The organism is Saccharopolyspora sp. NPDC045839 (assembly GCF_056431645.1).
In genome coordinates this window covers 1-24925 of record NZ_JBWKKH010000015.1, presented here as the reverse complement: position 1 = coordinate 24925, position 24925 = coordinate 1, and the positions used below count along the sequence as shown (strand labels likewise).

Below are 24925 nucleotides of genomic sequence, written 5' to 3'. Positions count from 1 at the left end.
GAGAAATCCCCCCCACACGAGATGGTCGAAACGGGGGGACGGAAGGAGGGGGGGGGGTGGTGGGGGGGGGGGGGGGGGGTTTGTTGGGGGTAAAAGAAAAACAAAAAACCCCCACGGCCCTCTTGCCGGCCGTCACCCGGCCACGTCCGCGTACGACCTCCCGACCTTGGCGTCGGCGAGGTAGGCCGTGGCCTCCCCGGTGATGCCGTCGGAGCGGTACACGCCCCACTTGTCGGTCACGAAGTCGGCGCGCAGCGTCGCCGCCGGGAACTGCTTCTGTCCATTGAGGACCTGTTCTTCGCCGTTGTGCCAGAACTCGACCCAGCCCTTGCCCGGATCGCTGGAGACGTGCACCCCGACGACGAAGCTGTTCCAGCTGTCCCTTGGCAGCGGGATCTTCCACAGCTGCGTCGTCTTCATGTCCGGGTCGCAGTACTCCAGGTCGAGCACGTCGCCGCGGGCCCGCAGCGACAGCGGCGGCGTGGCGGCACCCGACCCGTAGTCCTTGAGCTGCCACAACGCCACCCATTCCCCGGTCTTCGTCGGCAGCGGGTCCCACATCGAACGCCACCCGATGTAGTAGGTGTCGCCCTCGGTGAACCGCAGCCTGCCGCCGTCCGGCGTCTTGTGGCCGCGCGACTCCACCCGCACCCGCTCCGAGCCCTCGGGCACGCCGGAGGTGTGCAGCCGGTACACGTCGCCGTGCTCGCCATGTGGATCGGCCACCACCTCGACACTGCCGGGCTTGGTCTCGATCCCCTCGAAGACCGAGGTACCGCGGTCGGTTTCGGCGGTCCAGACGGGCGCCTGGACCCGCGGGTCCGCCGCCACGGCCGGCGCCGGTTCCGGCACCCGCAGCTCATCCGCCGCGGTGACCGCCAGCCCCAGCACCGCGGCGATCGCCGCGCCCGCGCGGAGCAGTTTCCGCACCGGGATCACCTCACCTGACCCGCTCGCGGACCCACGCGCCCGCGGGCTTGAGCTGGTCGGTGCCCGGGTACGGCCCGTTCTCGCAGGTGCCCTCCTTGAACACCGCGCCGGAGCGGGAGTCGTCGGAGTAGTTCCAGTTGGTCCAGCTGATGTTCTTCGACGCCATCAGGTCGATGTACTTCTGGGCCATGTCGAAGTCGTTCCCGCCGTCGCCGGTGGCCTCCTGCGTGCCGAACTCGGTGACGAACATCGGCAGCTCGTCGGCCGCGCGCGACAACGTGTCCAGGTACTCCTGCCCGTGCGACGCCGCGTAGAAGTGGAACGTGTACATGATGTTGTCGGCGTTGACGGGGTTGTCGACGATCTCCTGCTCGTTGGAGTCCTCCGAAACCCCCAGCGACGACCAGGCGCGGGTGCCGACCAGCACCACCGAGTCCGGATCCTGCTCGCGGATCACCGGGATGAGCTCCTCGGCGTAGCTCTTGATCTGCGACCACTCGACGCCGCTGGGCTCGTTGGCGATCTCGTAGAGGACGTTGGTCTTGTCCTTGTGCCGCTTGGCCATCTCGGCGAAGAACGTCTTGGCGCGGTCCAGGTTGTAGTTCGGGTCACCGGGATCGAGCATGTGCCAGTCGATGATCGCGTACATGCCGCGCCGGCTGGCCGCCTCGACGTACTTGTCGACCAGCTCGGTGAACTTGGCCGGGTCGTCCTCGTAGCCGCCTTCCTGGATGTACATGGAAATCCGCAGCACATCGGCCTGCCAGTCGTCGGCCAGCGCGTCCAGCGACGCGTCGTTGACGCACTGGCTGTACCACTGCAGGCCGTGCGTGCTCATGCCGCGCAGCTGCACCGGGGCTCCGCTGTTGTTGCACAGCGTCTTGCCGCAGACAGACAAAATCCCGTTGGCGACAACGGGATCCAGTTCCGGCTCTTGGGTTGTGGCCTGGGCCGCGGTGCTGGTCAACAGCAGGGCCGCGGCGATCGTGACGGCGCGTGCGGAGTTCTGCCACCTCATCGATTTCTCCTCGGTCGAAGAGCAGAGCCGCGGTGCGGCTCCCGATCCTGGCGGCGGGAAACAGGAAACTTAGTTTCCAGTTCGCGTCACGATAGCGATACCGGCAAAACACCGTCAATACCCCGGAACAGGGACTTACCACCCATGCGAAAGAGGCACCCCCGGTCGGCGGTGCCGAGCAGGAGTGCCCTTCGTTCAGATTCGTGAACGCTGATCAGGTGAGGGCGTCGACGCCGGTGAGGGCGCGGCCGATGATCAGCTTCTGGACCTGGCTGGTGCCCTCGTAGAGGGTCAGCACGCGCGCGTCGCGGACGTACTTGCCCACCGGGTACTCGTCGATGAAGCCGTACCCGCCGAAGACCTGCAACGCGTTGTTGGACACCCGCACGGCCGTTTCGCTGGCGTGCAGCTTCGCCATCGACGACGCGGTGGTCAGCTCCTGGCGGGACACCCCGCGCTCGGCCAGCGACGCGGCGCGCAAGGTCAGCAGCCGGGCGGCCTCGACCTCGACGGCGGAATCGGCGAGCAGTTCCTGCACCAGCTGCCGGGCCGCGATGGGCTTGCCGAACTGCACGCGCTCCCCCGCGTACCGGGTCGCGGCGGACAACGCGGCCTGCGCCACGCCGACCGCGCCGGCCGCGACCGAGATCCGGCCCTTCGTCAGCGCGCCCAGGGCGATGCCCAGGCCCTTGCCGACCTCGCCGAGCCGCGCCGAATCCGGCACCCGCACCTCGTCGAGCACCAGCTCCGCGGTGGCCTGCCCGCGCAGGCCGAGCTTGCCGTGCACGGTGTTCGCGGTGAAGCCGGGCGAGTCGGTGGGCACCAGGAACGCGGTGATGCCGCGGCCGCCGTCGTCGCTGGTGCGCGCGAACAGCAGCGCGACCTTGGCCCAGGTCCCGTTGGTGATGAACATCTTCTGGCCGGTGATCACCCAATCTTCGCCCTCGCGGCGGGCGCGGGTGGTCAGCGAACCGGGGTCGGAACCGGCGTCCGGCTCGGTCAGCGCGAAGCAGCCCAGGGCCTCGCCGCTGGCCAGCATCGGCAGCCAGCGCTGCTTCTGCTCCTCGGTGCCGTAGGTGGCGATGGACTTGCTCACCAGTCCCAGCGACACCGAGACGATGCCGCGCACCGAGGAATCGCCGCGGCCGAGCTCCTCGATGACCAGCGCGTAGCTGACCATGTCGGCCTCGACCCCGCCGTACTCCTCCGGGAGCGTCAGCCCGAGGAAGCCGAGTTCGCCGAGCTTGCGCACGATCCCGAGGTCGACCTCCTCGCGGCGGTCCCACTCGCGCACGTGCGGCACGATCTCGGCGTCGACGAACTGGGCCGCCATCTCCCGGAAGGCGACCTGGGTGTCGGTCAGTTCAAAGTCCACAGTGTCCTCTTGCATCTCGCGCTTCGTTTGTCCTGCCACGGGCTCGCCTACCGGTCCGAGGTGAACGGACCGTTCGTCCCGCTGGACGGGGCGAACGGGCCGTTCACTTCCTCCGACCAGCCACCCCAACGGAACCGCCCCACCCGCAGGTCGACGTGAACGGACCGTTCGTTCCGCTAGGTGCGGTGAACGGGCCGTTCGCTTCGGCGGCGCAAACCTCGGGTCAGGCGAGCAGGTCTTGCGGCGTGGTGCCGGTTTCGGTGAGGTCGAGGCCGAGTTCGGCTCGGTCTGCCAGCCAGCGGCTGGGCCGGTAGCGCGGGTCGCCGGTGGCCGACTGCAGGGCGCGCAGCACCGCCAGCACGCGGCGCGGGCCGACGTGCTGTCCCCATTCCAGGGGACCGCGCGGGTAACCGAGCGCGAGGCGCACCGCCGTGTCGATGTCGCCGGGCGTGGCGAGACGTTGTTCGGCGATGAAGCAGCTGGTGTTCACGATCGACGCCAGCAGCCGCTGCGCGATCATGCCCGCGCCGTCGCGGACGACGGTCACCGCCCCGCCGGTCGCGGCCAGCGCCGCCCAGGCCGAGCGGGCGAGCGCCGGATCGGTCGCCGGGTGCACGGTCAGCGTGAACCGCTTCTCCGTGCTGAGCGGATCCACCCCGCACACCCGTGCCGGAGGCAGCCCGGCCGACAGCGCGGCGGTCGCGGCGCTGTGGCCGTACGGGGTGAGGAGGATGACGGCTGCTTCGGAGGGCTCGTCGCCGCGCTCCACCGGCACGCCCGCCGCGCCCAGCGCGTCGAGGAGCTCCGCGTTGTCCGACCAGATCGGGCGCGTCTCCGCCTGCGGCGCCTGCGGCTCGGGCGGCTCCTGCTTCGCGCCGTCGGCGTAGGCGTAGAAGCCTTCGCCGACCTTGCGGCCGAGCAGCCCCGCTTCCAGGCGGGAGCGGGTGATCGGCGACGGCCGCAGCCGGGGATCGCCGTAGTAGCCGGACCAGATGCTCTCCGTCGCCGGGTGCGTGACGTCCAGCGCGGTGAGGTCCATCAGCTCGAACGGGCCCATCCGCAGGCCCAGCACGTCGCGGCAGATCCGGTCGACGTCGGCGGGCGCGGCCAGGCCCTCGCCCAGGATCTGCAGCGCCTCGGTGATCAGCCCGCGGCCGGCGTGGTTGACCAGGAAGCCCGGCGTGTCGGTGGCCCGCACCGGCTGGTGGCCCAGCCGCCGCACCAGGTCGACGAGCGCGGCCGGGATCCACTCGGCGGTCCGGGCGCCGGGGATCACCTCGACCAGGCGCATCAGCGGGACGGGGTTGAAGAAGTGCAGGCCGGCCAGCCGGCCGGGGTCGGCGAGCGCGGTGGCGATCGAGGTCACCGACAACGAGCTGGTGTTGGTGGCGAACACGGTGTGCGCCGGGCAGATCTTCTCCAGCTCGGCGAACAGCTCGCACTTGGTCGGCAGGTCCTCGCGGACCGCCTCGATCACCAGGTCGCACCCGGTGGGCGCCAGCGGGCTGCCGACCGGCTGCAGCCGGGCCCGCGCCGCGGCGGCGTCGGCACCGGTCATCCGGCCCTTGCCGGCGAGCTTGTCGAACATCTGCCCGATCTGGTCGACCGCGGCGGACACGGCCTCGGGACGGGCGTCGGCGAGCTCCACTGTCAGCCCGGCGGCCGCGGCCAGCTGCGCGATGCCGCGCCCCATCACGCCGGTGCCGATCACCCGCACGGTGTTGACCTGCTGCGCCCACTGCATGGCCGACCTCCCAAGGTTTCCTCCGACGCACCATCGCACGGCTTGCCAATACCGTCCAATACTGAATTGACCTATCAGTAAGACGTCATCGAACATAATCGCCGAGCATTTCGGCACACCGCGGCGCTGTGCTACGAACGAAACGGCGGCGGAGCGGCCGCCACCGGGACTCGAAGGAGCAAGCGATGCGCGAAGCGGTGATCTGCGAACCGCTGCGGACCCCGATCGGCCGGTTCGGCGGGGTGTTCAAGACCGTGCCGGCCGTGGAGCTGGCGGCGACGGTGATCGAGGCGCTGCTGGCGCGCACCGGGCTGCCCGGCGAGGCGGTCGACGAGGTGATCCTCGGCCAGTGCTACCCGAACTCCGACGCCCCGGCGATCGGCCGCGTCGCCGCGCTGGACGCGGGCCTGCCCGTCGAGGTCGGCGGCACCCAGGTGGACCGCCGCTGCGGCTCCGGTCTGCAGGCCGTGCTGGACGCCGCGATGCAGGTGCAGACCGGCGTCAGCGACGTGGTGCTGGCCGGCGGCGCGGAGAGCATGAGCAGCGCGCCGTTCTACACCACCGAGGCCCGGTGGGGAATCCGCGGCAGCGGGCTGGAACTGCACGACGCGCTGGCTCGCGGCCGGGTGACCGCGGGCGGCAAGAACTTCCCGGTGCCGGGCGGAATGCTCGAAACGGCCGAAAACCTGCGCCGCGAATACGGAATCTCGCGCACCGAGCAGGACGAGCTGTCGGTCCGCTCGCAGCAGCGCGCCGGCGCCGCGCAGCAGGCCGGGCTCTTCGCCGACGAGATCGTGCCGGTGACGGTGCGCTCTCGCAAGGGCGACACCGCGGTCGACGTCGACGAGCACCCGCGCCCGGAGAGCACAATGGACACCCTGTCGGCGCTGAAGCCGGTGCTGGGCAAGGCCGATCCGGAGGCGACGGTCACCGCGGGCAACGCCAGCGGGCAGAACGACGCGGCCGCGGTGTGCGTGGTGACGACGCCGGAGCGCGCGGCCGAGCTCGGGCTGCGGCCGCTGGTGCGGCTGGTGTCCTGGGCGCGGGCCGGGGTGCCGCCGCGCACGATGGGCATCGGACCGGTGCCGGCGACCGCGAAGGCCTTGCAGCGCGCCGGAATCGGGCTGGCCGACGTCGACCTGATCGAGCTCAACGAGGCGTTCGCCGCGCAGGTGCTGGCCTGCACCCGCGAATGGGAGTTCAAGCCCGCCGACTTCGAGCGGCTCAACGTCAACGGCTCGGGGATCTCGCTGGGCCACCCGCTGGGCGCCACCGGCGGCCGCATCCTCGCGACGCTCTCGCGCGAGATGCACCGCCGCGAGGCCCGCTACGGCCTGGAAACGATGTGCATCGGTGGCGGCCAGGGCCTCGCCGCCGTCTTCGAACGCATCTGATCAAAGGCGGAAGGGCACCCGTGACGCACGGGTGCCCGCAGAGGCTGCCTGGATGTGCCGAGTGTGGGCTGCGGTAGCGCAGGTCGTTGTCTTTGAAGCGCCGAAGGCGCTTAGCTCACCCTCGCAACCGGCACCGCCGCGGGTTCTCAGGGGTCTTCTCGCGAGGACAGCCCCGACGTGGTGAATTGGTCATTCATGATGTCGGGGATCCCACAGCGAGAAGACCCCTGTAACTCCCGCAGGGGGCCGCAACCCGCACCGCCGCCACGCAAAACGAGCCTGGAAACGGGCTTTAGCCGTGGTGCACCGACGCCACTTCGTAGAGGAACGGCTCCGCGTCGGCGATCTCACGCGCCGCCGACATGTGCTCCTGGCACGCCGGGTCGGCGAGCATCTCCTGGAACGCCTGCACGCTCTCCCACTGCGCGTAGTTCGCCACGCGGGTGCCGTCGAGACTCGTGTGGATGTTGGCCGCGACGAATCCCGGCCGGTGCTGCATCACTTCTTCGGTCGCGCGCACCAGCAGTTCCACCAGCTCGCGCTGCCGCTCCGGCATCACGGTGAAGACGTTGATCAGCGTGGCGACGTCGGCGTTCGGGTCGATCGTCGTGGTGGGCATGCGCACTCCCTATGTCAGGTTCCTTACATCAACCAGTATGTGTAAGGTTCCTGTCATGAGTCAAGTCCCCACCCAGAACCGGCCCGGTTACCTGGTCAAACGGGTGCAGCAGCTGCTCCGCCAGGCTTGCGACGAAGGACTCCGCCCGGTCGAGCTGTCCATGTCGCAGTACGCGGTGCTGCGCGCCCTGGCCGACCACCCGGACATCCCGGCCGCGGAGCTGGCGCGGCTCTGCTTCGTCACCCGCCAGTCGCTGCGGGACGTCCTCAACGGACTCCGCAAGGCCGGCCTGGTGTCGGTCGCGGAGCGCGCGACGACCGGACGCGCCCGGCCGGTCGCGCTCACCGCCGAAGGCCGAAAGCGCTTGCGCACGGCCGAAAGCGTGGTCACCGAGACCGAGGCGCGGATGCTCGCCGGGTTCTCCGCCGGCGAGCAGGACCGCCTGTCGGCCCTGCTCGCCAGATGCTCGGACAACCTCGGCGGCTGACGCGACCTACTGCACGATCGGCACGGCGGCGCCGGTGACGGTCACCCGCGGGTCCTCGGGGTCGATGTCGACGATGAGCTCGCTGCGCCGTCCCATGTCCTGCCCCTGCACGATGGTGATCCGCTCCGGCTCGGAGACCTTCCCCAGGGTCCGGAGGTAGCCGCCGAAGGCGGCCGCCGCGGCGCCGGTCGCCGCGTCCTCGACCACGCCACCGATCGCGAACGGGTCGCGGGCGTGCACGACTCCCGCCTCGTCCTGCCAGAACAGGTGCACCGTGGTCCAGTCGTACTCGCGCATCAGGTCGGCGAGCGCGTCGAAGTCGTAGTCGAGATCGGCCAGGCGCTCGCGCGACCGCGCGGCGAGCACGAGGTGGTTGTTGCCGCCGAACGCTACGTGCGACGGCCAGGCCGGGTCGAGGTCGTCGGCCGACCAGCGCAGGGCCTCCAGGGCGCGGCCGAGCTCGTCGGCGGTCGCCGGCCGCGAGTGGGCGGGCACGCTGGTGAGGCTGGCGACGATCGATTCCCGCTCGTCGGTGCTCACCTCGATGGTGCCCGCGGGCGTTTCGAAGGTGATGTCGCCGATCCCGTCGCGCTCGGCCAGCGCGACGGCGGTGGCGACCGTGGCGTGACCGCAGAACGCGACCTCGGCCAGCGGGCTGAAGAAGCGGAGCCGGTAGCGGCGCTCGGCGGCCTCGATCGGGGCGAGGAAGGCGGTTTCGGAGTAGCCGACGCCGGCCGCGATCCGCTGCATGGTGGCGTCGTCGAGCTCGCGGGCGTCGAGGACGACACCGGCGGGGTTGCCGCCACTGGGGTCGGTGGTGAATGCGGAGAAGCGCTGCACATCGGTCATGCCAAGAACTCTGCCACCAGGGAGTTATCGCGTCCAACGATTGATCTCGATTGACCCTATTTCAAAACTCGATAGCCTCCCACCCGTGGACACCCGCCTCCTGCAGACCTTCATGGCCCTGGCCCGCACCGGAAGCTTCACCGCCGCCGCCGCGGAGCTGCACGTCGTCCAATCCACCGTCACCAGCCACATCAAAGCGCTGGAGGGCGAGCTCGACGTGCGGCTGTTCGACCGCCTCCCGCAGGGGGCGCGCCTGACCGACGCGGGTCGGCGCGTCGCGACGCACGCCCGCGACCTGCTGGACGTCGAGCGGCGGCTGCACGACTCGGCGGGCAGCGGCGGCACCATCGCCGGCGAGGTCGTCATCGGGGCCACCGAATCGCTGTGCGCGTACCTGCTTCCGCAGGTGATCTCGGCGCTTGCCACCACGCACCCCGACATCCAGGTGCACCTGAAGCCACTGAGCACCGCGAACGCGTTGCAGGGCCTGGGGCGCCCGGAAGGCGGCCTGGACATCGCGCTGCTGCTCGACGACGACGTCGCCACCGAGTACGCCGCGCGGACGATCGGCGGGCAGGCCATCGAGCTCGTCGCCGCCGCGGGACACCCGGCCGCCGATGGACACCACGACTGGCAGGATCTCCCGGCGTACCAGTACTTCCTGCTGGAGGAAGGCTGTTCCTACACGGACCGGTTCCTGCGCGATCTCACGGCGGCATCGGCGGCGCGGCCGCGGATCACCCGCTTCGGCAGCATCGAAGCGGCCCGCTCCTGCGTGGCCGCCGGACTCGGCCTGTCCGTGCTGCCCCGCCTCGCCGTCGTCGACCAGCTGGCGAACGGATCGCTGTGCCGCGTGAACGGCCCGGAACCGGCCGAAACCCCGCTGCACCTGGTGACGAACCAGCGCAGGTGGGCCTCCCCCGCCGTCACCACCACCGCCGAAGCCATCGCGCAGGCCGGGCGGCAATCCCGTTGATTTGCAACGGGATCCACTAGCCCGTCCCGGCGGCAGCCTCGATCTCGGCCAGGGCGAGCTCGAAGATGCGCTGCTGGTCCTCGGTCACCGGCACGTCCCCCTCGCCCGCCTCCTCGGCCGCCTCGATCCACCCACGGATGATCACCTCGATGATGTCCGGCACCCCGGTGCCCAACAGCATCTCGATCAACGGCCAGGCGTGGCTCTCCTGGGGAAACCGGGACGCCCGGAAGTGGGTTCTGGCTTCCTGCCACGTCTTCCGCGCCGCCTCCGGGCCGTCGACGTGGGCCGTGTCGTGCAGCAGGCGGCACCAGCCGACGCCGATGAGGTCGGAGCAGCCGCTGAAATCGGAGTCCCAGGGGGAGGTTTCCGCGACCTCGCGGAACAACGCGACCGCCGCGATGCGATCGCCGGCGGCGTAGAGGTCGTTGGCCGGGCCCAGCTTCGCTTCCAGCCGCCCGCGCGGAGTCGCCCCGTGCTTGGCGACGTAGGTGTCCATCTCCTCCATGTATTGGCGCATGCCGTCCGCGGACTCCCGCAGGTGGTTGGAGTACCACCACAGCTCGGCGGTCTCGTCCTCGTCGACGCCGCCGGCTTCGGCTGCCTCCAGCAGCTCGACGGCCCGGTCGTTGTCCTCGTCCATCTCGTCCGGGTCCACGCAGTCTTCGAGCTCGTCCAGGCGGCCGTACGCGCCGGCGAGCGCCAGCACACCTCGAACGTCCTCGGCCACATCCCCGGCCGCCAGCCGCTCCTCCACGGCCGACGAGACGTGCCCCCAACCCGTCTCCTCGGCCAGCCCTCCGGAAGCGGTGAAGAACGCGGCTAATTCCGGCGGCAGCTTCCCGGAGCCGATCAGGGCGGTGACGCTGGCGGGAACCGACGGTAGGTCCATGCTCCTCCTTCGACGAAGTCGAGCCATCGTCCCAGGCCCATGCGCCCGGGGACCGGCGAAAGCAGGAATTCGGCGCGATGGCCTTGCCGGTCATCTCGGCGAGCTTCGGCCAGCCGGACAAGGGCTGTTACCTCCCCCACGTTCGTCCGCGAATGTCCGTTTGACGTGGGCAATCACCGGGCGCTCGCCGGATCACCACTGTCGAAACAGGACGGTCGGCGGCCGCGGCGGCGCCTCGTGGTTGCGCGATCCGGTAGCGTTGATCCGGCAGGGATGGACCACCGACGATGGGGTGAGTGCGATGTTCTGGACGATCATCGGGTGGATCGTGTTCGGGCTGATCGCGGGCTTCATCGCCCGTGCCGTGGTGCCGGGCAAGGACAACATCGGCCTGCTGATGACGATCGTGATCGGCGTCGCCGGATCGGTCGTCGGCGGCTTCCTGTTCGGCCTGCTCACCGTCGGCTTCCGCGGCTTCCAGCCCGCCGGGTGGATCGGCTCGATCATCGGCGCCGTCATCGTCCTGGTCGTCTACAACAAGGTCACCGGGCGGAAGCGCCTCAACCGCTGACCCGGTCTCAGTCGTCGTAGGGATCGTCGTTGGCCGCGCTGCCGTACTCGCTGGCCTGACTGGGGTCGACCAGCGCGAAGCGCGCCCCGGTCGGGTCCCGCAGGACGGCCGCGCGGCCGAGGCTCGAATCGTAGGGATCGACCCGGACCCGGCCGCCCAGGGCGATCGCCCGGTGCACCAGGTCGTCGGTCCCGACGGCTTCGTCGACGCCGAGGTAGAGCAGCCAGTGCGGCCGGGCCTGGGTGCTCATGAGCTCGCGGATCATGCTGACGCGGGCGAGCATCGACTCGTCGTCGAGGTACCAGACCGCGTACCCGGTGCGGTGTTCCGTGCCGAACTGCTCCGCGGTGTAGCCGAACAGCTCGCCGTAGAAGTGGTCCGCGGTCTGGGCCTTGATGGTCACCAGCTCCGCCCACACCAGGGTGCCCGGCAGGCCGACGTCGAACTGCCAGGCCTCGTCGGGCTCCAGCAGGCCGAATTCGTCGTCCGCGGGGCTGGACAGCACCAGCTTCACGCCCAGCTCCGGCACCCGGCTGCGCGGCACGATGATCTGCGCGCCCAGCCTCCCGGCAGCGGCGGCGGTGGCCGAGCTGTTGTCGGTGGAGAGGAACAACCGCCACTGCGAGCGGTCGTCGGCGGATTCGCGGATGCTGGCCACCGGGAAGCCCTCCTGCAGGGCGATCACGTGCAGCCCGGCCCGCGGATCGCGGTGCGTCTCGTACTCCCAGCCGAACAGCCCGGAGTAGAACTCGCAGGCCTTGTCGACGTTGGTGGTGATCAGTTCGATCCAGCACGGCGTCCCGGCGCGGAGGTCTTCGCGCGGCGCATCCGATCGGGTTCCCACGACAGGCCCACCCCCCAGTGGTCGGCTCATGATCATCAAGCCCATTATCGCGCCGGTTCGCGCGGCGACGGGTCGGCGAAGATCACGATCCGGCCAAGCAGCCGGAGAATTCGGACATCGGGGGCCGAAACGTGTTTTCCCTGAACGACTCCCGTGGGGCCCGGGGTGCGCGGGCCCCACGAGCCGCGTTACGGGGCGACCGCGATGCGATCCGTCGGCGGCGGCGCCAGCCCGGCGTGCGCGCCTAGGTAGCCGACGAGCGCGTCGAGGTCCACCGGCCCACCGGCGATTTCCGTTCCCCCGGCGAACTCGGTGAACCCGTCCCCGCCGGCGGCGAGGAAGTTGTTCACCGACACCCGGTAGGGCGCGTTCGGGTCGACCGGCTTGCCCGCGATGGTGATGCCGGAGACCTTCGAACCGACGGGCGCGGACGCGGAGTAGGTGTAGCGCAGCGTCGAGGAGACCTGCAGGATCCGCGTCGCGTTCGGCTGCCACTGCTGTTCCAGGACGTTCTTCAGCTGTGCCCCGGTCAGCGTCATCGTCTGCATGACGTTGCCGAAGGGCTGCACCGCGTAGGCCTCGCCGTAGGTGACCACCCCGTCGCCCTCGCCCTCCGGCGAGGAGGCGTGCACCAGGTCCGTCCTGATCCCGCCCGGGTTGGTGATCGCCACTTGCGCGCCGTTGCCGGTGGTGGCCTCCAGCTGCGCGTCGGCGAGCACGTCGCCGAGCGCGGACTCGCCGGAGGGCACGGGCTCCCGCAGCAGATCCGCGGTGATCGTGCCGACCTGGCGGTTCGCGATGGGCCTGGCCTTCCCGGCGGCCTCGTCGATCAGCTTCTGCGCGGCGGGGTCCGGCGGCACGTCGCGGGTGACGATCTCGTTGTGCGCCTTCGTCGCCGGGCGCACGACGTCCTCGGTCCGCCGGTCGATGGTCAGGTCCGCCACCGACAGCAGCCGGCCGTAGGAGCCGCCCTGCAGCACGGTGCGCGGGTGGCCCGCCGGGTCGTCGACCACGCAGTTGTACTGCTGGTGGCTGTGCCCGGTGAAGATCAGGTCGACCTTCGGCGAGGCGTTGGCGGCGATCTCCGTCGCCGGACCCGGCGTCACCCGGCAGTCGTCCGGGCCGCCGCCCTCGGTGTTGTCGCCCTGGTGCAGCAGCACCACCTGGGCCTTCACCCCGGCGCTGTCCAGCAGGTCCGCCGTGCGGTCGATGGCCTCGACCTCGTCGCCGAACTTCAGGCCCTTGATCGCCTCGGGCGTGACCATCGCCGGCAGGTCCTCCAGCGTCACGCCGATGATCCCGATCCGCACCCCGCCGACGCGTTCGACGCTGAACGGCGCCAGGGCGGGCCGGCCGTCGTCGAAGGCGACGTTCGCGCCGAGGTACGGGAAGTCGGCCCCGCCGTAGGAATCGCGGAACTGGCACCCGTCGGCCGGGTGGCAGCCGCCGGACTGGACGCGCTGGAGCTCGGCGTAGCCCTCGTCGAACTCGTGGTTGCCGACGACCGCCGCGGCGACCCCGACCTCGTTGAGGAACTCGACGGTCGGCTCGTCGTGGAACAGCGCCGAGTTCACCGGCGACGCGCCGATGTTGTCGCCCGCCGAGAGCACCAGCGAGTTGCTCTTCTCGGCGCGCAGCCGGGCGACGTGGGTGGCCAGGAACGCGGCGCCACCGGCGTCGACCGTGCCGCCGTCGGGCAACGTCACCTTCCCGGACGAACCGGCCGGCGGCTCCAGGTTGCCGTGCAGGTCGTTGAACGCGATCAGCCGGACCTCCGCCGTGGGCCCCGGCTGGGCGTTCGCCGCCACCGGCAACGCCGCGGCGACCAGCGCCGCCGTCCCGATCGCCGCGATGCGGCGGCCAACCCGATGTCGTCCCACTGGTTCTCCTCCGGTTTCGTGGTCGTCCGGTCAGCGTTCCCGGTGCAGGCCCCTGCTGATGCCCGCCGCGACGGTCGTCGCCAGCAGCCAGCCGACGGCCACGAGGACGACGGTCACCCACTGCGAAGTTCCGCGGGCCTGCCACATGTCGTCCTGGCCGAGGGTCACCACCGGCAGCATCTGGTCCAATGTGTACAGCAGCGGGTTCCACACCGGATGGTCCTGCTCGTTGACCGGGATCAGCGGGTGGACGGCGAACCAGGCCGTGCCGGCGGTCGCGAACAGCAGCATCCAGGCCAGCGCCCGCAGCGGGCGGTAGCCGTAGCCGACGGTGATCCGCTGCAGCAGGCTCCACAACCGCACCGTCCACCGCAGCCCGGGCCGGGTGGTGGCGCTGGTCGCCGCGTAGCGGTGGCGCTGCTTCTCGATGAGCGCCGTGACTGCGTGCTCTTCCAGGCCGTTGGCCCGGAACACGTTCGCGAGCTGGTCGTACGGGCCCGGCTGGTAGGCGCCGCCGGAGGTGGCCCGCAGCCAGCCCAGCCGCTCCTGCACCCGGTCCTGGTCGGTGAGCTCGAAGGACTCGGAGAAGTTCTCGTAGCCGAAGTCCTCGAAGTCGAGCCCTCCCCTGGCCGACCAGATCACGGCGTTGTCGGCGAGCAGCTCGCACCGCGCCTGCCGCAACGTGATCCGCCCCTGCGGCGCGCTGTGCGGGAGCAGCGTCAGCTCCTGCGCCACCACGCCGAAGGCGTTGAGCGCCGCCGGGGAGAAGCCGTCGCCGAGCTCGCAGCCCCAGAAGTTGAGGTGCCGGCCGATCGTGGCCCAGCGCAGCTCCACCGCGCCCTCGGCGCGAAACGTCCGCGAGCCCTCGGCGCACACCAGGTCTCGTTCGATCTGGGCCGCTCGCAGGTCCAGCGACGCCTTGTAGCCCTTGCGGTGCTGGTGCCAGGCGGGCTTGGTCAGCCGCGCCGACCGCAGGTCCACGTTCGCGCCGACCCGCACGCCCTGCAGCTGCAGCGACCCGATGATCTCGGCCTCGCGGCATTCCAGGTTGCTGCCCACCACCGCCCGGCTGGCCCGCAGGACGTCGGTGCGCGGCCCCACCAGCTTCGCGTTGTTGAACTGGATGCTGCCGTTGACCGTGACGTCGGTCATCCGGAACTGGCCTCGCACGACGACGTTGCGGGCGTCCAGGTTGCCGAAGATCTGCGTGCCGTCGAGGTGCGCCGCGCGCAACGGCTGCTCCACCGAGGCGGCGGGCGGGCGCAGCCAGCGCAGATCGATCTGCGCGCCCGCCATCCGCAGATTGCCGCCGACGGTGGCGCTGACCAGCCGGAGGGTTCCGCCGCTGCGGAAGTTCTGGTCGAACTGGATGTCGCCGCGGATGTCGGCGCGGTCGGCGACCAGGGTGGCGGCCGGGTCGTCGTGCTGGGAGTCGCCGCGGCGCGGCGGCTGAACGCCCGGTTCGAGCAGCGCGTTCCGCAGCCGCAGGTCGCCGGCGATGCGCGCGCTCGGCAGCAGCAGCCGGCCGGCCGCGGTGAACGCCCGGTCGGTGTTCCGGTCGACGTCGAACCGCAGCGAGCCGCCGATCTGGATGCCGGTGGCGTTGAGCGCGTTCCGGCCGCGGTTGCGCAGGGTTCCGCCGGAGAGCGTCAGGTTCCCGCCCACCTGCGCGCCGGGGATGCGGATCTCGCCCGCGACCTGCAGGCGAATGCCCAGCAGCGCGCCGGAGACCTTGAGCCGGTCGCCGTAGATCGCGCGCCGCCCGGGATTGCGCAGCTCGCTGTCGTTGAGCAGCAGCGAGCCGCCGAGATCGGCGTCGGCCAGGTCCACGATGCCGCCGATGCTCCGGCACCGGCGGAGCACGGTGTCGTTGCTGACCGAGAGGTTGCGCGCGTTGATCCCGGGGAACCGGCAGTTCCACATCACCAGCCCGGCCAGCCGGGCCTGCCGCAGGTCCGGGGCCGTCTCGAACCGGCAGCCGACGAACTCCAGCAGGTAGGGCAGGTCGGCGTTGCGCAGCTCGACCCGGCCGGTGAGCAGCGCGTTCTCGACCGCGATCACCAGCGGCTGGGCGCCGCGCCGGTTGAACAGCCGCCAGCCGCCCTCCTCCAGGGAGTCGATCAGCCGCCGGGTGAAGTACTCGCCGCGGATCACCCGCTCCGCGGGCTCGACCTGGCCGTTGCCCTCGCCCGGGGCGGGCTCGTCGGCGGGCTGCGCCGGCGCCCTGCTGGGCCTGAGCAGCTCGTCGAAGCGCCGCTCGGCGGCGGTTTGCGGTCCACCGTTGTCCCACGGTCTGCCCGGCACGGCGTGCTCTCCATCGCTGTCGAACCAAGTGATCCACACGCACCGTAGCCGATCGGCCACCGCGACAACGCGACTTTCGGCCGGACGCCGCATCGGGTCCACAGTGGATCGCGCGGATTCCTGAGATCAACATCACGACGGGCCGATCGGGAGCGGACCCCGATCCGGTGATCTGGAATGCTGCGCCCGCCGTACAACGAAACGTCAGGGAGGACGCCGATGGGCATCATCAGCTGGATCGTGCTGGGACTGATCGCGGGCGGTATCGCCAAGGCGCTCATGCCGGGCCGGGACCCGGGCGGCTGCATCGTCACGATCCTGCTCGGCGTCGCGGGCGCCTTCGTGGGCGGCTGGGTCGGCAAGACCCTCTTCCACGTCGAGCTCGGCACGTTCTTCGACCTGCGCACCTGGGGCCTGGCGGTGCTGGGAGCGTTCATCCTGCTCGTCGGCTACCGCCTGATCTTCGGCAAGCCCCGGAGCTGAGCCCCCACCCGAACGCGGCGGCGGAACACATCCGTCCGCAATTTCCATTGAAATCGAAGTTTCGATTTCAATGGAAATTGCGGAGCTCCAGAACGTGCGCGAAGGGCGTCTTCGGGCGGATGTGCCCGAAGACGCCCTTCGTCCGGATGGGTCAGGCGTCCACCCGGTCCGCCGGTTTCGGCGTGCGGCGGACGAGGCGGCTCCACAGCGGGTACGTGAGCAGGATCGCGATGATCACGTAGACCACGATCGCCAGCGGCGAGTTCACCAGGCCCGTCAGGTCACCGTCGCTGATCTGCAGCGCCCGGCGCATCTGCAGCTCCGCGGTCGGGCCCAGGATGACGCCGATGATCGCCGGCAGCACCGGCAGGCCGAAGCGGCGCATCGCGAAGCCGATCGCCCCGATGATGAACAGCAGCACCAGATCCATCGCCTCGCCGCCGATCGCGTACGCACCGACGCTGGCGAAGAACAGGATGCCCGCGTACAGGTACGGCCGCGGGATCTGCAGCAGCTTCGCCCACACCGGCGCCAGCGGCAGGTTGACCACCAGCAGCAGCGCCAGACCGACGAACATGCTCGCGATCAGCGCCCACACCAGGTCCGACTCGCGCTGGAACAGCAGCGGACCGGGCTGGATGCCGTACTGCTGGAACGCCGCCAGCATCACCGCGGCCACCGAGGTGGTCGGCAGGCCGAGGGTGAGCATCGTGACCATGGTGCCCGCCGCGCTGGACGTCGAGGTGGCCTCCGGGCCGGCGACGCCCTCGATCGCGCCCTTGCTGCCCCACGTGCCCTTGCGGCGGCCCAGCTGCCGCTCGACGGTGTAGGACAGGAAGGTCGGCACCTCGGCGCCCCCGACCGGGATCGCGCCGAACGGGAAACCGATCAGCGGGCCGCGCAGCCAGGGCTTCCACGCCCGCCCGAGGTCCTGCCGGGACATCCACGGCCGGCCGACCGGGATCGGCTTCTCCTGGGTGTGGCGCAGGTGCGCGGCGACCCACAGCGACTCGCCGACCGCGAAGAGGCCGACCGCGACGAGCACCACGTCGATGCCGTCGACCAGCTGCAGCGAACCGAAGGTCAGCCGGGCCTGCCCGCTCATCTGGTCGAGCCCGACGAGCCCGATGGTCAACCCGATCAGCAGCGAGGCGAAGCCGCGGATCCGCGAGCTGCCCAGCACCGTCGAGGTCGCCACGAACGCCAGCACCATGAACGCGAAGTAGTCCGGCGCGCCGATGTCGACCGCGTAGCCCGCGATGACCGGTGCCAGCAGCACCAGCAGGATGAGGCCGACCAGGCCGCCGACGAAGTGCCCGACGGCCGCCGCGGCCAGCGCTTGCGCGCCCCGGCCGTTCTTGGCCATCTTGTTGCCTTCGATGGCCACCACCACCGCGGCGCTCTCGCCGGGGGTGTTGAGCAGGATCGACGTGGTCGATCCGCCGAACATGCCGCCGAAGTAGATGCCGGCGAACATGATGAACGCGCCGGTGGGATCCAACGCGTAGGTCACCGGCAGCAGCAGCGCCACCGCCATCGCCGGGCCGATGCCCGGCAGCACGCCGACGGCGGTGCCCAGCACCACGCCGATCGCGGCGAACAGCAGGTGCTGCGGGGTCAGGGCGGTGGCGAAACCGCCCAGGAGGTTCGTCAGGTCCATCGGTTACAGCACCCCCATCAGCGGGCCACCGGGCAGCGGAACGCCGAGCAGTTCGTTGAACGCCAGCCACGTCAGCACCGAGATGGCGGCCGCGATGAGCGGGTCCCGCACCAGGTTGCGGCTGCCCAGCGCGTAGGCCGCACCCCAGAACATGATCGCGGCCGAGGCCGGGAACCCGATGATGTTGATCAGCGCCGCGTTGAGCAGGAAGAACCCGGACAGCAACAGCAGCGTGCGCCAGTCGGTCGGCGCATCGAGGTCGACGTCCTCGCCGGCCTCGGCCTCGCCGCGGCCGCCGCGCAGGACGTCCCGCGCCAGCAGCAACGACACCAGGACCAGCAGCGAACCGACCACGACCGGCACCGCCTTCGGCCCGACCGGGCCGCGCTGCGCGAAATCGGTCGGGATCAGGGCCGCGTCGACGAGCACGAGCGCGCCCACTGCGAGCAGCAGCACGCAGATGCCGAGTTCGGAGTGCGTGCGCCACCAGCTCTCGCGCACCGGCTCCGCCGGCGACTCCGTCTTGTCCACGGTGGAACTCATGCCGCCCCCAACTCCTTCAGCACCGATGCGACGCGGTCGTTCTCGGACGCCAGGAACGCGCCGAAGTCATCGCCGGTCTGGAAGGCGTCGGACCACCCGTTGAGCTTCATGGCCTGCTGCCACTGCTCGCTGGCGTGCAGCTTGGTGAACAGCGAGATCAGCTTCTCCCGCTCCTGCTCGGTGATGTCCGGGGGCGCGACGATGCCCCGCCAGTTGGTGAAGCTGACGTCCACGCCGGACTCCCGCAGGGTCGGCGCGTCGATGCCGGGCACCCGCTCCGGGCTGGTCACCGCCAGCGCCCGCAGCTCGCCGGCCGCGATCTGGTCGCGCGTCTCGCCGATCCCGGAGACGCCGAAGGCGACCTTGCTGCCGAGCACGGAGGCCATCAGCTCGCCGCCACCGTCGAACGGCACGTAGTTGACCTGCTTCGCGGACAGGCCGATGGCCTTCGCGGTCAGCATCGGCGCCAGGTGGTCCGGGCCGCCGGGCGACGAGCCGCCGCCGACCGGAACCGCGCCGGGGTCGGCCTTCCACGCCGCGATCAGCTGGGCGATGTTCTGGTAAGGGGAGTCCTTGGCCACCACGATGACGTCGGATTCCTCGGTGAGCTTCGCGATCGGCGTGGTGTTCTGCAGCGACACCGGCGAGTGGTTGGTGTAGACCGAGCCCACCACGCCCAGGCCCATCGACATCACCATCGCGCCGTTGCCCGACTCCTTGACCAGCCTGCCCAGCCCGACCGTGCCGCCCGCGCCGGGCAGGTTGAACACCTCGGTCGGCCCGTTCAGCCCGGTGTCCTCGATCGCCTTCACCGCGGTGCGGGCCGTGATGTCGTAACCGCCACCCGGCGTGTTGGGCACCATGAACCGCAGGCCGCGGATCTGCGAGCCCGGGGCATCGCCCCCCGAACTGACCAGGGGCGGCACCAGCAACACCAGCAGCGCCGCGCCCAGCACCGCCAGGACCACTTTCAACTTCCGCATCATCACCTCACTGTGACACCGGTCTCCCGGACCAGGTGGTGGGTGATGGTGCCGCACGGCACCACGCGGCGTCTCGCTTTAGCACCTATCGGAAGTTGTGGAAGTTCTGTCACCGACCCGAAGGTGCGGGTTCTCAGGTGGCCTCGACGTCGACGGGCAGTGTCCCGCCGCGCCGCCGCTGGATGGTCAACTGCGCCACCGAACACCACTTGGACCTCCCCCGCACCTGCCGCCCCGGCCAGGCTACCTGGCGCCGCGGCGGCGGGTTCCCGTCCGAAGTCGACGTTCACCGGCGCCCGCCTAGGATGATCATCCACAGTAGACAAAATAGTGCCGGTCGTTCACCTGGATCCCAGGCTGCCGCCACATGTTCGACCCATCGGCGGAGCTCCGCTTCATCAATCCGAGACGGACTCGTGCCGCGATCACGGCCCCGGAATCAGTACCATCCACAAGGGACAGTGAATCGGGGTGAGCGGCGGCGGTTCGCCTTGCGCTACAGCCAGTCCCGCTTCTTGAACAGGGTGTAGATCGCGATGCACAGCACCACGGTCGCCGACGCCGAAACCCAGAAACCCCACGGCTGCTGGGCGCCCGGGTACGGCACGTTCTGCCCGTAGAAGCCGGTGATCGCCGTGGGCACGGCGATGATCGCGGCCCAGCCGGTGACCTTCTTCATGATCATGTTCAGCCGGTGGCCCTGCAGGTTGAGCTGGGTTTCCCGCACCGTCGTGATCAGATCCCGCAGCGACTCGGTCCACTCCGAGGCCCGCAGCACGTGGTCCTGGACGTCGTGGAAGTACGGTGCCAGGGTCTCGTCGACCAGCCGCATGTCCGGCCGCGCGACCGTGTTCAGCACCTCCCGCATCGGCACGACCGCGCGCCGCATCCGCACCAGGCTCTTGCGCAGGTGCAGCGAGCGCCGTTGCAGGGCGTCGTGGTCCGGTTTGTCGTCGAACACCAGATCTTCCAACGCTTCGATCTGGTCGTCCAGCACCTGCGCGGCCTCGAAGTGGCCATCGACGATGTAGTCCAGCAGCCCGTGCAGCAGGAAACCGGCTCCGCTCTTGGCCAACCCCTCCGGCGCGGTGTCCCAGCGGTGCACGACGGCGTCGATGTCGAAGTGCTCGTCCTTGCGGACCGTGACCAGCGCGCGGTCGGTGATGAAGGCCGCCAGCTCCGAGGCGCGCAGGTGCCCGGTCTGCGGGTTCATCCGCACCGCGTAGGCCGTGAGCAGCGAGTGGGTGCGGAAGCACTCCAGCTTGGCCCGCTCCTGGGTGTGGATCGCACCCTCCACCGCCAGTTCGTGCAGCCCGAGCTCTTCGCTGATGGCGGCCAGGTCCTCGGCCGTGGGTGCGCAGAAGTCCAGCCACACCGTCGCGGCGGTGTCGGCGAGGTGGTCGGAAACGTCGGCTACGGGGAAGTCTTCGGCGTCGAGGATGCCGTTGCGGTACACGCGGGTGCGAGCCATGACCGGACAGGCTAGCGATCACACCCCGGAAGACGTGAGGACTTCGTCGAACACGTGATCCGGGATACAACCGCCCCACCCGGATCGTGGTTCGCCGTTCCCGCGATGGCCGCCGCCGGCCCGGCGTGATCCTGGGAACGGGGAGGCACACTGGGGGTGAGGCTCAATCCGGCAGAGGTGCGGTCATGCGCGGAACGGTCCCGGTGGGACGAGTGGCTGGGGTGCGCATCGGGCTGCACTGGAGCGTGCTCGGCATCGTCGTGCTGGTCGCCATCGGGCTGGCGGGCTACCAGCTACCGCTGGCGTTCCCCGGGCACTCCGCCGTCGGCTACGCGCTGGCCGGGCTGGCCGCCGCGGTCCTCCTGGTCGGTTCGCTGCTGGCGCACGAACTCGCGCACGCGATCGTGGCCCGCCGCAACGGTGTCGCGGTCGAGGGCATCACGCTGTGGCTGCTGGGCGGGATCGCCCAGTTGCGGGACGAGGCGCGCAGTCCCGGCGCCGACCTGCGCATATCGATCGTCGGGCCCGTCACCAGCGCCGCGGCGGGCGTGGCCTTCGGGGTGCTGGCCTGGGGCGCGGCCAGGGTCAGTGCGGGCGGCCTCGTCGTGGGCGTGCTGACCTACCTGGCGTTGCTGAACCTCGTGCTGGCGGTGTTCAACCTCGTTCCGGCCGCTCCGCTGGACGGCGGCCGCGTGCTGCGCGCCGCGCTGTGGCGGTGGCGCGGCGACCGGTTCGAGGCGGCCGCGTGGTCGGCCCGCGCCGGGCTCGGGCTCGGTGGCCTGCTGGTCGCCGCCGGATTCGCGCAGTCGATCCTCCAGGGCCCCGAGGGGATGTGGTGGATCCTGCTGGGGCTCTTCGTCGCGAGCATCGCCTTCGCCGAGGAGCGCCAGGCCCGCGCGGGGATGGCACTGTCCGGGGTGCTGATGCGGGACGTGATGTCGCATCCGGTCGAGACCGTCGACGGCCGTTCGACGACCGGCGAGTTCCTGGACCGCCGCCCCGCGCACGCCAGCTTCCCCGTGGTGCGCGAGGACGGCGGGGTCGACGGACTGGTCTCCCTCCGCCGGATCCGCTCGCTGACCGCCTGCGGCCAGCCACCCGCCACGCTGCGCGACGCAGCCTGCCCGATGGCCCGCGTGCCCACCGCGGCACCGGACGAGCCGCTGGCGGCGGTCCTGCCCCGGCTATCGGACTCCACCGACGGGCACGTCCTGATCTTCGACGACGGCCGGCTGGTGGGCATCGTCGCGCCGTCGGACATCGACCGTGCCGTCGCGGCGCGCGGCGTCCACGTCATCCTGCCCGCGGCGGTGGAACGCGAAGCGAACCGGCAGGCCCCGCCGCCGAACTGGTGGTATCCCGGTCGGCCGCGCTGAGCGCTCACAACGCCTGTTCCAGGCGGTGCCGGACGGATTCGGCGGACCGCCGCAGCATCGGCGTCGCGTGCACCTCGACCGGCTCCGGGCCGATGAGGCGCCGGGCCGGTTCGGGCAGCCACCGGAGGTCGTGTTCGAACCGGCGCTGCGCCGCCTGGACCGGCTCCGGCTGTGCCACCCGCGCGCCGCCGCGCATGGCAGGCTCCAGAAGCGGTTCACGGCCCGGCGGCGGGTCCTCGGTGCGCAGTGCGAGCAGGTCGGGCTGCCCGGGCTCGCCGCGGTAGACCTGTTTCGCGCCGGGCGCGGTCAGCTTGCCCGCGGACAGCTTCATCACCGGCGTCCCGCCGTACTCGACCAGCTTGTACGCGCTGTCCAGGGACGGCGCGTCGGCGGAAACGCCCATCCTGGTGCCCACGCCGAACATGTCGATCGGTGCGGCGGCGAGTTCGGCGAGCGCGTGCTCGTCGAGCCCGCCGCTGGCCATGATCCGGACACCCGGGAATCCCGCGTCGTCCAGCAGCCGTCGCGCCTGCACCGCCAGGTCGCCGAGATCGCCGGAATCCAGGCGGATCCCGATGCGGCTGCCGACGGGCAGCTCCCGGGCGACGTCGATCGCCGTGCGCACGCCGCGCAGGGTGTCGTAGGTGTCGACCAGGAACACCACGGCATCGGGGAAATCGGCGGCGAACGCGCGGAATGCGGTGCGCTCGTCGGGGAACGCCTCGACGTAGGAGTGCGCCATCGTCCCGGCGGCCCACAGCCCGAACTCACGTGCGGCGGCGACGTAGCTGGTGCCCGCGAAACCAGCGATGGCCGAGGCACGGGCGACCGCCCGGGCCGCCTCCAGGCCGTGGGTGCGGCGGGCGGCGAAGTCGACCAGGCCCGCGTACGGCGCGGCGATCCGGCAGCGGGCCGCCTTGGCCGCCACCGCCGTCTGGAACGTCGCGAAGTTCAGCAGTGCCGTCTCCACCAGCTGCGCCTGCGGCAGCGGCGCCGTGACCTCCAGGAGGGGTTCACCGGCGAAGACCACCCGGCCCTCGGGAACGGCCAGCACGTCGCCGGTGAAGCGCAGTTCCGCCAGCGCGGCCAGATCTCCTTCCGGCAGGTGCACGACGTCGCCGAGGTAGGCCAGGTCTTCGGCGGCGAAGTGCAGCCGTTCCAGGAAGTCCAGGCAATCGGCGAGCCCCGCGGCGACCAGGAACCCGCGCTCGCGCGGCAGTTCCCGCACGAACAGGCTGAACGTCGCGGGCAACGTCATGCCCCGGCGCAGATAGCCGGCCGCCATCCTGATCTCGTAGAGATCGGTGCACAGACCCGTCATCGCCGCGGTCGCCTCCCGGATCGACGGTTGCGCCCGCCGCGCCGCCCCGGCCAGAGGAGATGGTCACCAGGGGCGCGCGCTCCCGTACGCGCCGGTAGGGCCGATCGGCCCTAGCGCCACGCCCGGCCCGCTTGGCACGGTCGCGCAGGAACCTCGTGGGGGCGCGGAGCATGGCGCGAGAAGAACAGTCCGTCGTGGTCGGAGTGGACGGCTCCGGCGCATCGGCGCGGGCGGCGCTCTGGGCGGCAGCGGAAGCCGTCCGGCTGTCGGTTCCGCTGCGGCTCGTGCTGGTCAGCGACGATCCGGCGCGGGAGCCCTACGCCAAGGAGCTGGTCCACGACATCGACGCCCGCTGCCGGCACGCCGCCGGCGAGCTGGACATCGTCGACGAGGTCGCCTACGGCCATCCCGCCGCGGAGCTGGTGCACCGGTCGGAATCCGCCCGGCTGCTGGTGGTGGGTTCCCACGGGCACGGCGCCCTCCGGGGCGCGCTGCTCGGTTCGATCAGCGCTGCCGTGGCCGCGCACGCCACGTCGCCGGTCGTCGTGGTGCGCGGTGTGGGCCCGGCGAAGTCCGGCCCGGTCGTCGTCGGGGTCGACGACTCGCCGGGCAGCCGGACCGCCCTGCACTACGCCTTCGACGCCGCCAACCGGCGGAGCAGCGAACTGGTCGCCGTGCAGGCGCTGCCGAACAGCTACCTCACCCCTGGACCCCACGACGGCCCGGACCGCGACAAGCTGTTCACCCAGGCCGAACTGCGCCTCGCCGAGCAGGTGTCGGCCTGGGGCGACGCCTACCCGGAGGTCGCCGTGCGCCGGATCGTGTCGAACGTCCCGCCCGTGACGGCCCTGTGCGACGCCGCCCAGCACGCGCAGCTGCTGGTGGTCGGCCAGCGCGGGCGCGGAGGTTTCACCGCGCTGCGGCTGGGTTCGGTGGCGAGGGGCGTCCTGCACCACGCGCCGTGCCCGGTCGCGGTGGTCCCCCGCTGACCACAGTGGATGGCCGCATTCGAACCCGCCCTGCCCGAAAAGGGAGGATCTCAAGGGTCGTTCCGGAATGGTGCGCGGGCATGTGCGGGACGTGGTCGTCCGCGGCGCGGGGCGCCGTTTTCGCGCGAAAACGTTAGGGGGGGGGGGATGGGTTTTGTAGAAAAAAAACCCCCCTCCCAGGGTTATGGTGGCTTCGTGGGGGAAAAGGGGGGACCC

22 protein-coding genes are annotated in these 24925 nt (G+C 71.0%); 7 read left to right on the top strand and 15 right to left on the bottom strand.

All coding sequences use genetic code 11. The features are described from left to right. Positions 1-132: 132 nt before the first annotated feature. The 4 genes from AC07EQ_RS21370 to AC07EQ_RS21355 form a co-directional block, all read right to left on the bottom strand. A complete protein-coding gene (locus AC07EQ_RS21370; RefSeq protein ID WP_478389673.1) occupies positions 133-930 on the bottom strand; it encodes a heparin lyase I family protein in 798 nt (265 codons plus the stop codon). A 10-nt stretch (positions 931-940) separates the two neighbouring features. After that, positions 941-1948: a glycoside hydrolase family 5 protein gene (locus AC07EQ_RS21365; RefSeq protein WP_478389672.1), complete on the bottom strand. Its 1008-nt coding sequence runs from the start codon at positions 1946-1948 to the stop codon at positions 941-943. Between the two features lie 214 nt (positions 1949-2162). Beyond that, positions 2163-3338 (bottom strand): acyl-CoA dehydrogenase family protein, encoded by a 1176-nt coding sequence (locus AC07EQ_RS21360; protein ID WP_478389830.1) that lies wholly within the window; start codon positions 3336-3338, stop codon positions 2163-2165. Positions 3339-3546: 208 nt separating this feature from the next. Next, a complete protein-coding gene (locus AC07EQ_RS21355) occupies positions 3547-5067 on the bottom strand; it encodes a 3-hydroxyacyl-CoA dehydrogenase (RefSeq protein WP_478389671.1) in 1521 nt (506 codons plus the stop codon). A 185-nt stretch (positions 5068-5252) separates the two neighbouring features. On the opposite strand from AC07EQ_RS21355, the gene AC07EQ_RS21350 reads away from it, so the two are divergent. After that, positions 5253-6461, top strand: a complete 1209-nt coding sequence (locus AC07EQ_RS21350) for an acetyl-CoA C-acetyltransferase (RefSeq protein WP_478389670.1) — start codon at positions 5253-5255, stop codon at positions 6459-6461. 292 nt (positions 6462-6753) lie between these two features. On the opposite strand, the gene AC07EQ_RS21345 is transcribed toward AC07EQ_RS21350, so the two are convergent. Then, positions 6754-7080: an antibiotic biosynthesis monooxygenase family protein gene (locus tag AC07EQ_RS21345; RefSeq protein WP_478389669.1), complete on the bottom strand. Its 327-nt coding sequence runs from the start codon at positions 7078-7080 to the stop codon at positions 6754-6756. A gap of 55 nt (positions 7081-7135) precedes the next feature. On the opposite strand from AC07EQ_RS21345, the gene AC07EQ_RS21340 reads away from it, so the two are divergent. Further along, the gene (locus tag AC07EQ_RS21340) at positions 7136-7567 is read left to right on the top strand and encodes a MarR family winged helix-turn-helix transcriptional regulator (protein WP_478389668.1); all 432 of its coding nucleotides are present in this window, start codon (positions 7136-7138) and stop codon (positions 7565-7567) included. A 6-nt stretch (positions 7568-7573) separates the two neighbouring features. Here AC07EQ_RS21340 and AC07EQ_RS21335 read toward each other — a convergent pair whose 3' ends face one another. After that, positions 7574-8416, bottom strand: coding sequence for a PhzF family phenazine biosynthesis isomerase (locus tag AC07EQ_RS21335; protein WP_478389667.1), 843 nt, complete (start codon positions 8414-8416; stop codon positions 7574-7576). 85 nt (positions 8417-8501) lie between these two features. On the opposite strand from AC07EQ_RS21335, the gene AC07EQ_RS21330 reads away from it, so the two are divergent. Then, positions 8502-9392, top strand: a complete 891-nt coding sequence (locus AC07EQ_RS21330) for a LysR family transcriptional regulator (protein WP_478389666.1) — start codon at positions 8502-8504, stop codon at positions 9390-9392. A 16-nt stretch (positions 9393-9408) separates the two neighbouring features. Here the strand turns inward: AC07EQ_RS21330 and AC07EQ_RS21325 are convergent, their stop codons facing one another. Then, positions 9409-10284, bottom strand: coding sequence for a hypothetical protein (locus tag AC07EQ_RS21325; RefSeq protein ID WP_478389665.1), 876 nt, complete (start codon positions 10282-10284; stop codon positions 9409-9411). 301 nt (positions 10285-10585) lie between these two features. Between AC07EQ_RS21325 and AC07EQ_RS21320 the strand changes: the two genes are divergently transcribed. After that, positions 10586-10855 (top strand): GlsB/YeaQ/YmgE family stress response membrane protein, encoded by a 270-nt coding sequence (locus tag AC07EQ_RS21320; RefSeq protein WP_132485074.1) that lies wholly within the window; start codon positions 10586-10588, stop codon positions 10853-10855. Positions 10856-10862: 7 nt separating this feature from the next. On the opposite strand, the gene AC07EQ_RS21315 is transcribed toward AC07EQ_RS21320, so the two are convergent. The 3 genes from AC07EQ_RS21315 to AC07EQ_RS21305 form a co-directional block, all read right to left on the bottom strand. Beyond that, positions 10863-11699, bottom strand: coding sequence for a VOC family protein (locus AC07EQ_RS21315; RefSeq protein ID WP_478389664.1), 837 nt, complete (start codon positions 11697-11699; stop codon positions 10863-10865). A gap of 188 nt (positions 11700-11887) precedes the next feature. Next, positions 11888-13579, bottom strand: coding sequence for a bifunctional metallophosphatase/5'-nucleotidase (locus AC07EQ_RS21310; protein ID WP_478389663.1), 1692 nt, complete (start codon positions 13577-13579; stop codon positions 11888-11890). A gap of 30 nt (positions 13580-13609) precedes the next feature. Next, positions 13610-15883 (bottom strand): bactofilin family protein, encoded by a 2274-nt coding sequence (locus tag AC07EQ_RS21305; RefSeq protein ID WP_478389662.1) that lies wholly within the window; start codon positions 15881-15883, stop codon positions 13610-13612. 219 nt (positions 15884-16102) lie between these two features. Between AC07EQ_RS21305 and AC07EQ_RS21300 the strand changes: the two genes are divergently transcribed. Beyond that, positions 16103-16366 (top strand): GlsB/YeaQ/YmgE family stress response membrane protein, encoded by a 264-nt coding sequence (locus tag AC07EQ_RS21300; protein ID WP_358390810.1) that lies wholly within the window; start codon positions 16103-16105, stop codon positions 16364-16366. Between the two features lie 151 nt (positions 16367-16517). On the opposite strand, the gene AC07EQ_RS21295 is transcribed toward AC07EQ_RS21300, so the two are convergent. The 4 genes from AC07EQ_RS21295 to AC07EQ_RS21280 form a co-directional block, all read right to left on the bottom strand. Beyond that, complete coding sequence (locus AC07EQ_RS21295) at positions 16518-18026, bottom strand: tripartite tricarboxylate transporter permease (protein ID WP_478389661.1); 1509 nt, start codon at positions 18024-18026, stop codon at positions 16518-16520. Positions 18027-18029: 3 nt separating this feature from the next. After that, entirely contained in the window at positions 18030-18569 is a 540-nt protein-coding gene (locus tag AC07EQ_RS21290) for a tripartite tricarboxylate transporter TctB family protein (protein ID WP_478389660.1), read from the bottom strand. Beyond that, a complete protein-coding gene (locus tag AC07EQ_RS21285; protein ID WP_478389829.1) occupies positions 18566-19552 on the bottom strand; it encodes a Bug family tripartite tricarboxylate transporter substrate binding protein in 987 nt (328 codons plus the stop codon). Before AC07EQ_RS21285 ends, AC07EQ_RS21290 begins: the two co-directional genes overlap by 4 nt. A 496-nt stretch (positions 19553-20048) precedes the next feature. Further along, the gene (locus tag AC07EQ_RS21280) at positions 20049-21023 is read right to left on the bottom strand and encodes a magnesium transporter CorA family protein (protein WP_478389659.1); all 975 of its coding nucleotides are present in this window, start codon (positions 21021-21023) and stop codon (positions 20049-20051) included. Positions 21024-21208: 185 nt separating this feature from the next. Between AC07EQ_RS21280 and AC07EQ_RS21275 the strand changes: the two genes are divergently transcribed. Next, positions 21209-22399: a site-2 protease family protein gene (locus AC07EQ_RS21275; protein ID WP_478389658.1), complete on the top strand. Its 1191-nt coding sequence runs from the start codon at positions 21209-21211 to the stop codon at positions 22397-22399. Positions 22400-22403: 4 nt separating this feature from the next. Here AC07EQ_RS21275 and AC07EQ_RS21270 read toward each other — a convergent pair whose 3' ends face one another. Continuing rightward, the gene (locus AC07EQ_RS21270; protein WP_478389657.1) at positions 22404-23720 is read right to left on the bottom strand and encodes a nicotinate phosphoribosyltransferase; all 1317 of its coding nucleotides are present in this window, start codon (positions 23718-23720) and stop codon (positions 22404-22406) included. A gap of 170 nt (positions 23721-23890) precedes the next feature. Here AC07EQ_RS21270 and AC07EQ_RS21265 point away from each other — a divergent pair, with 170 nt between their 5' ends. Beyond that, positions 23891-24709: a universal stress protein gene (locus AC07EQ_RS21265; RefSeq protein ID WP_478389656.1), complete on the top strand. Its 819-nt coding sequence runs from the start codon at positions 23891-23893 to the stop codon at positions 24707-24709. Positions 24710-24925: the final 216 nt, after the last annotated feature.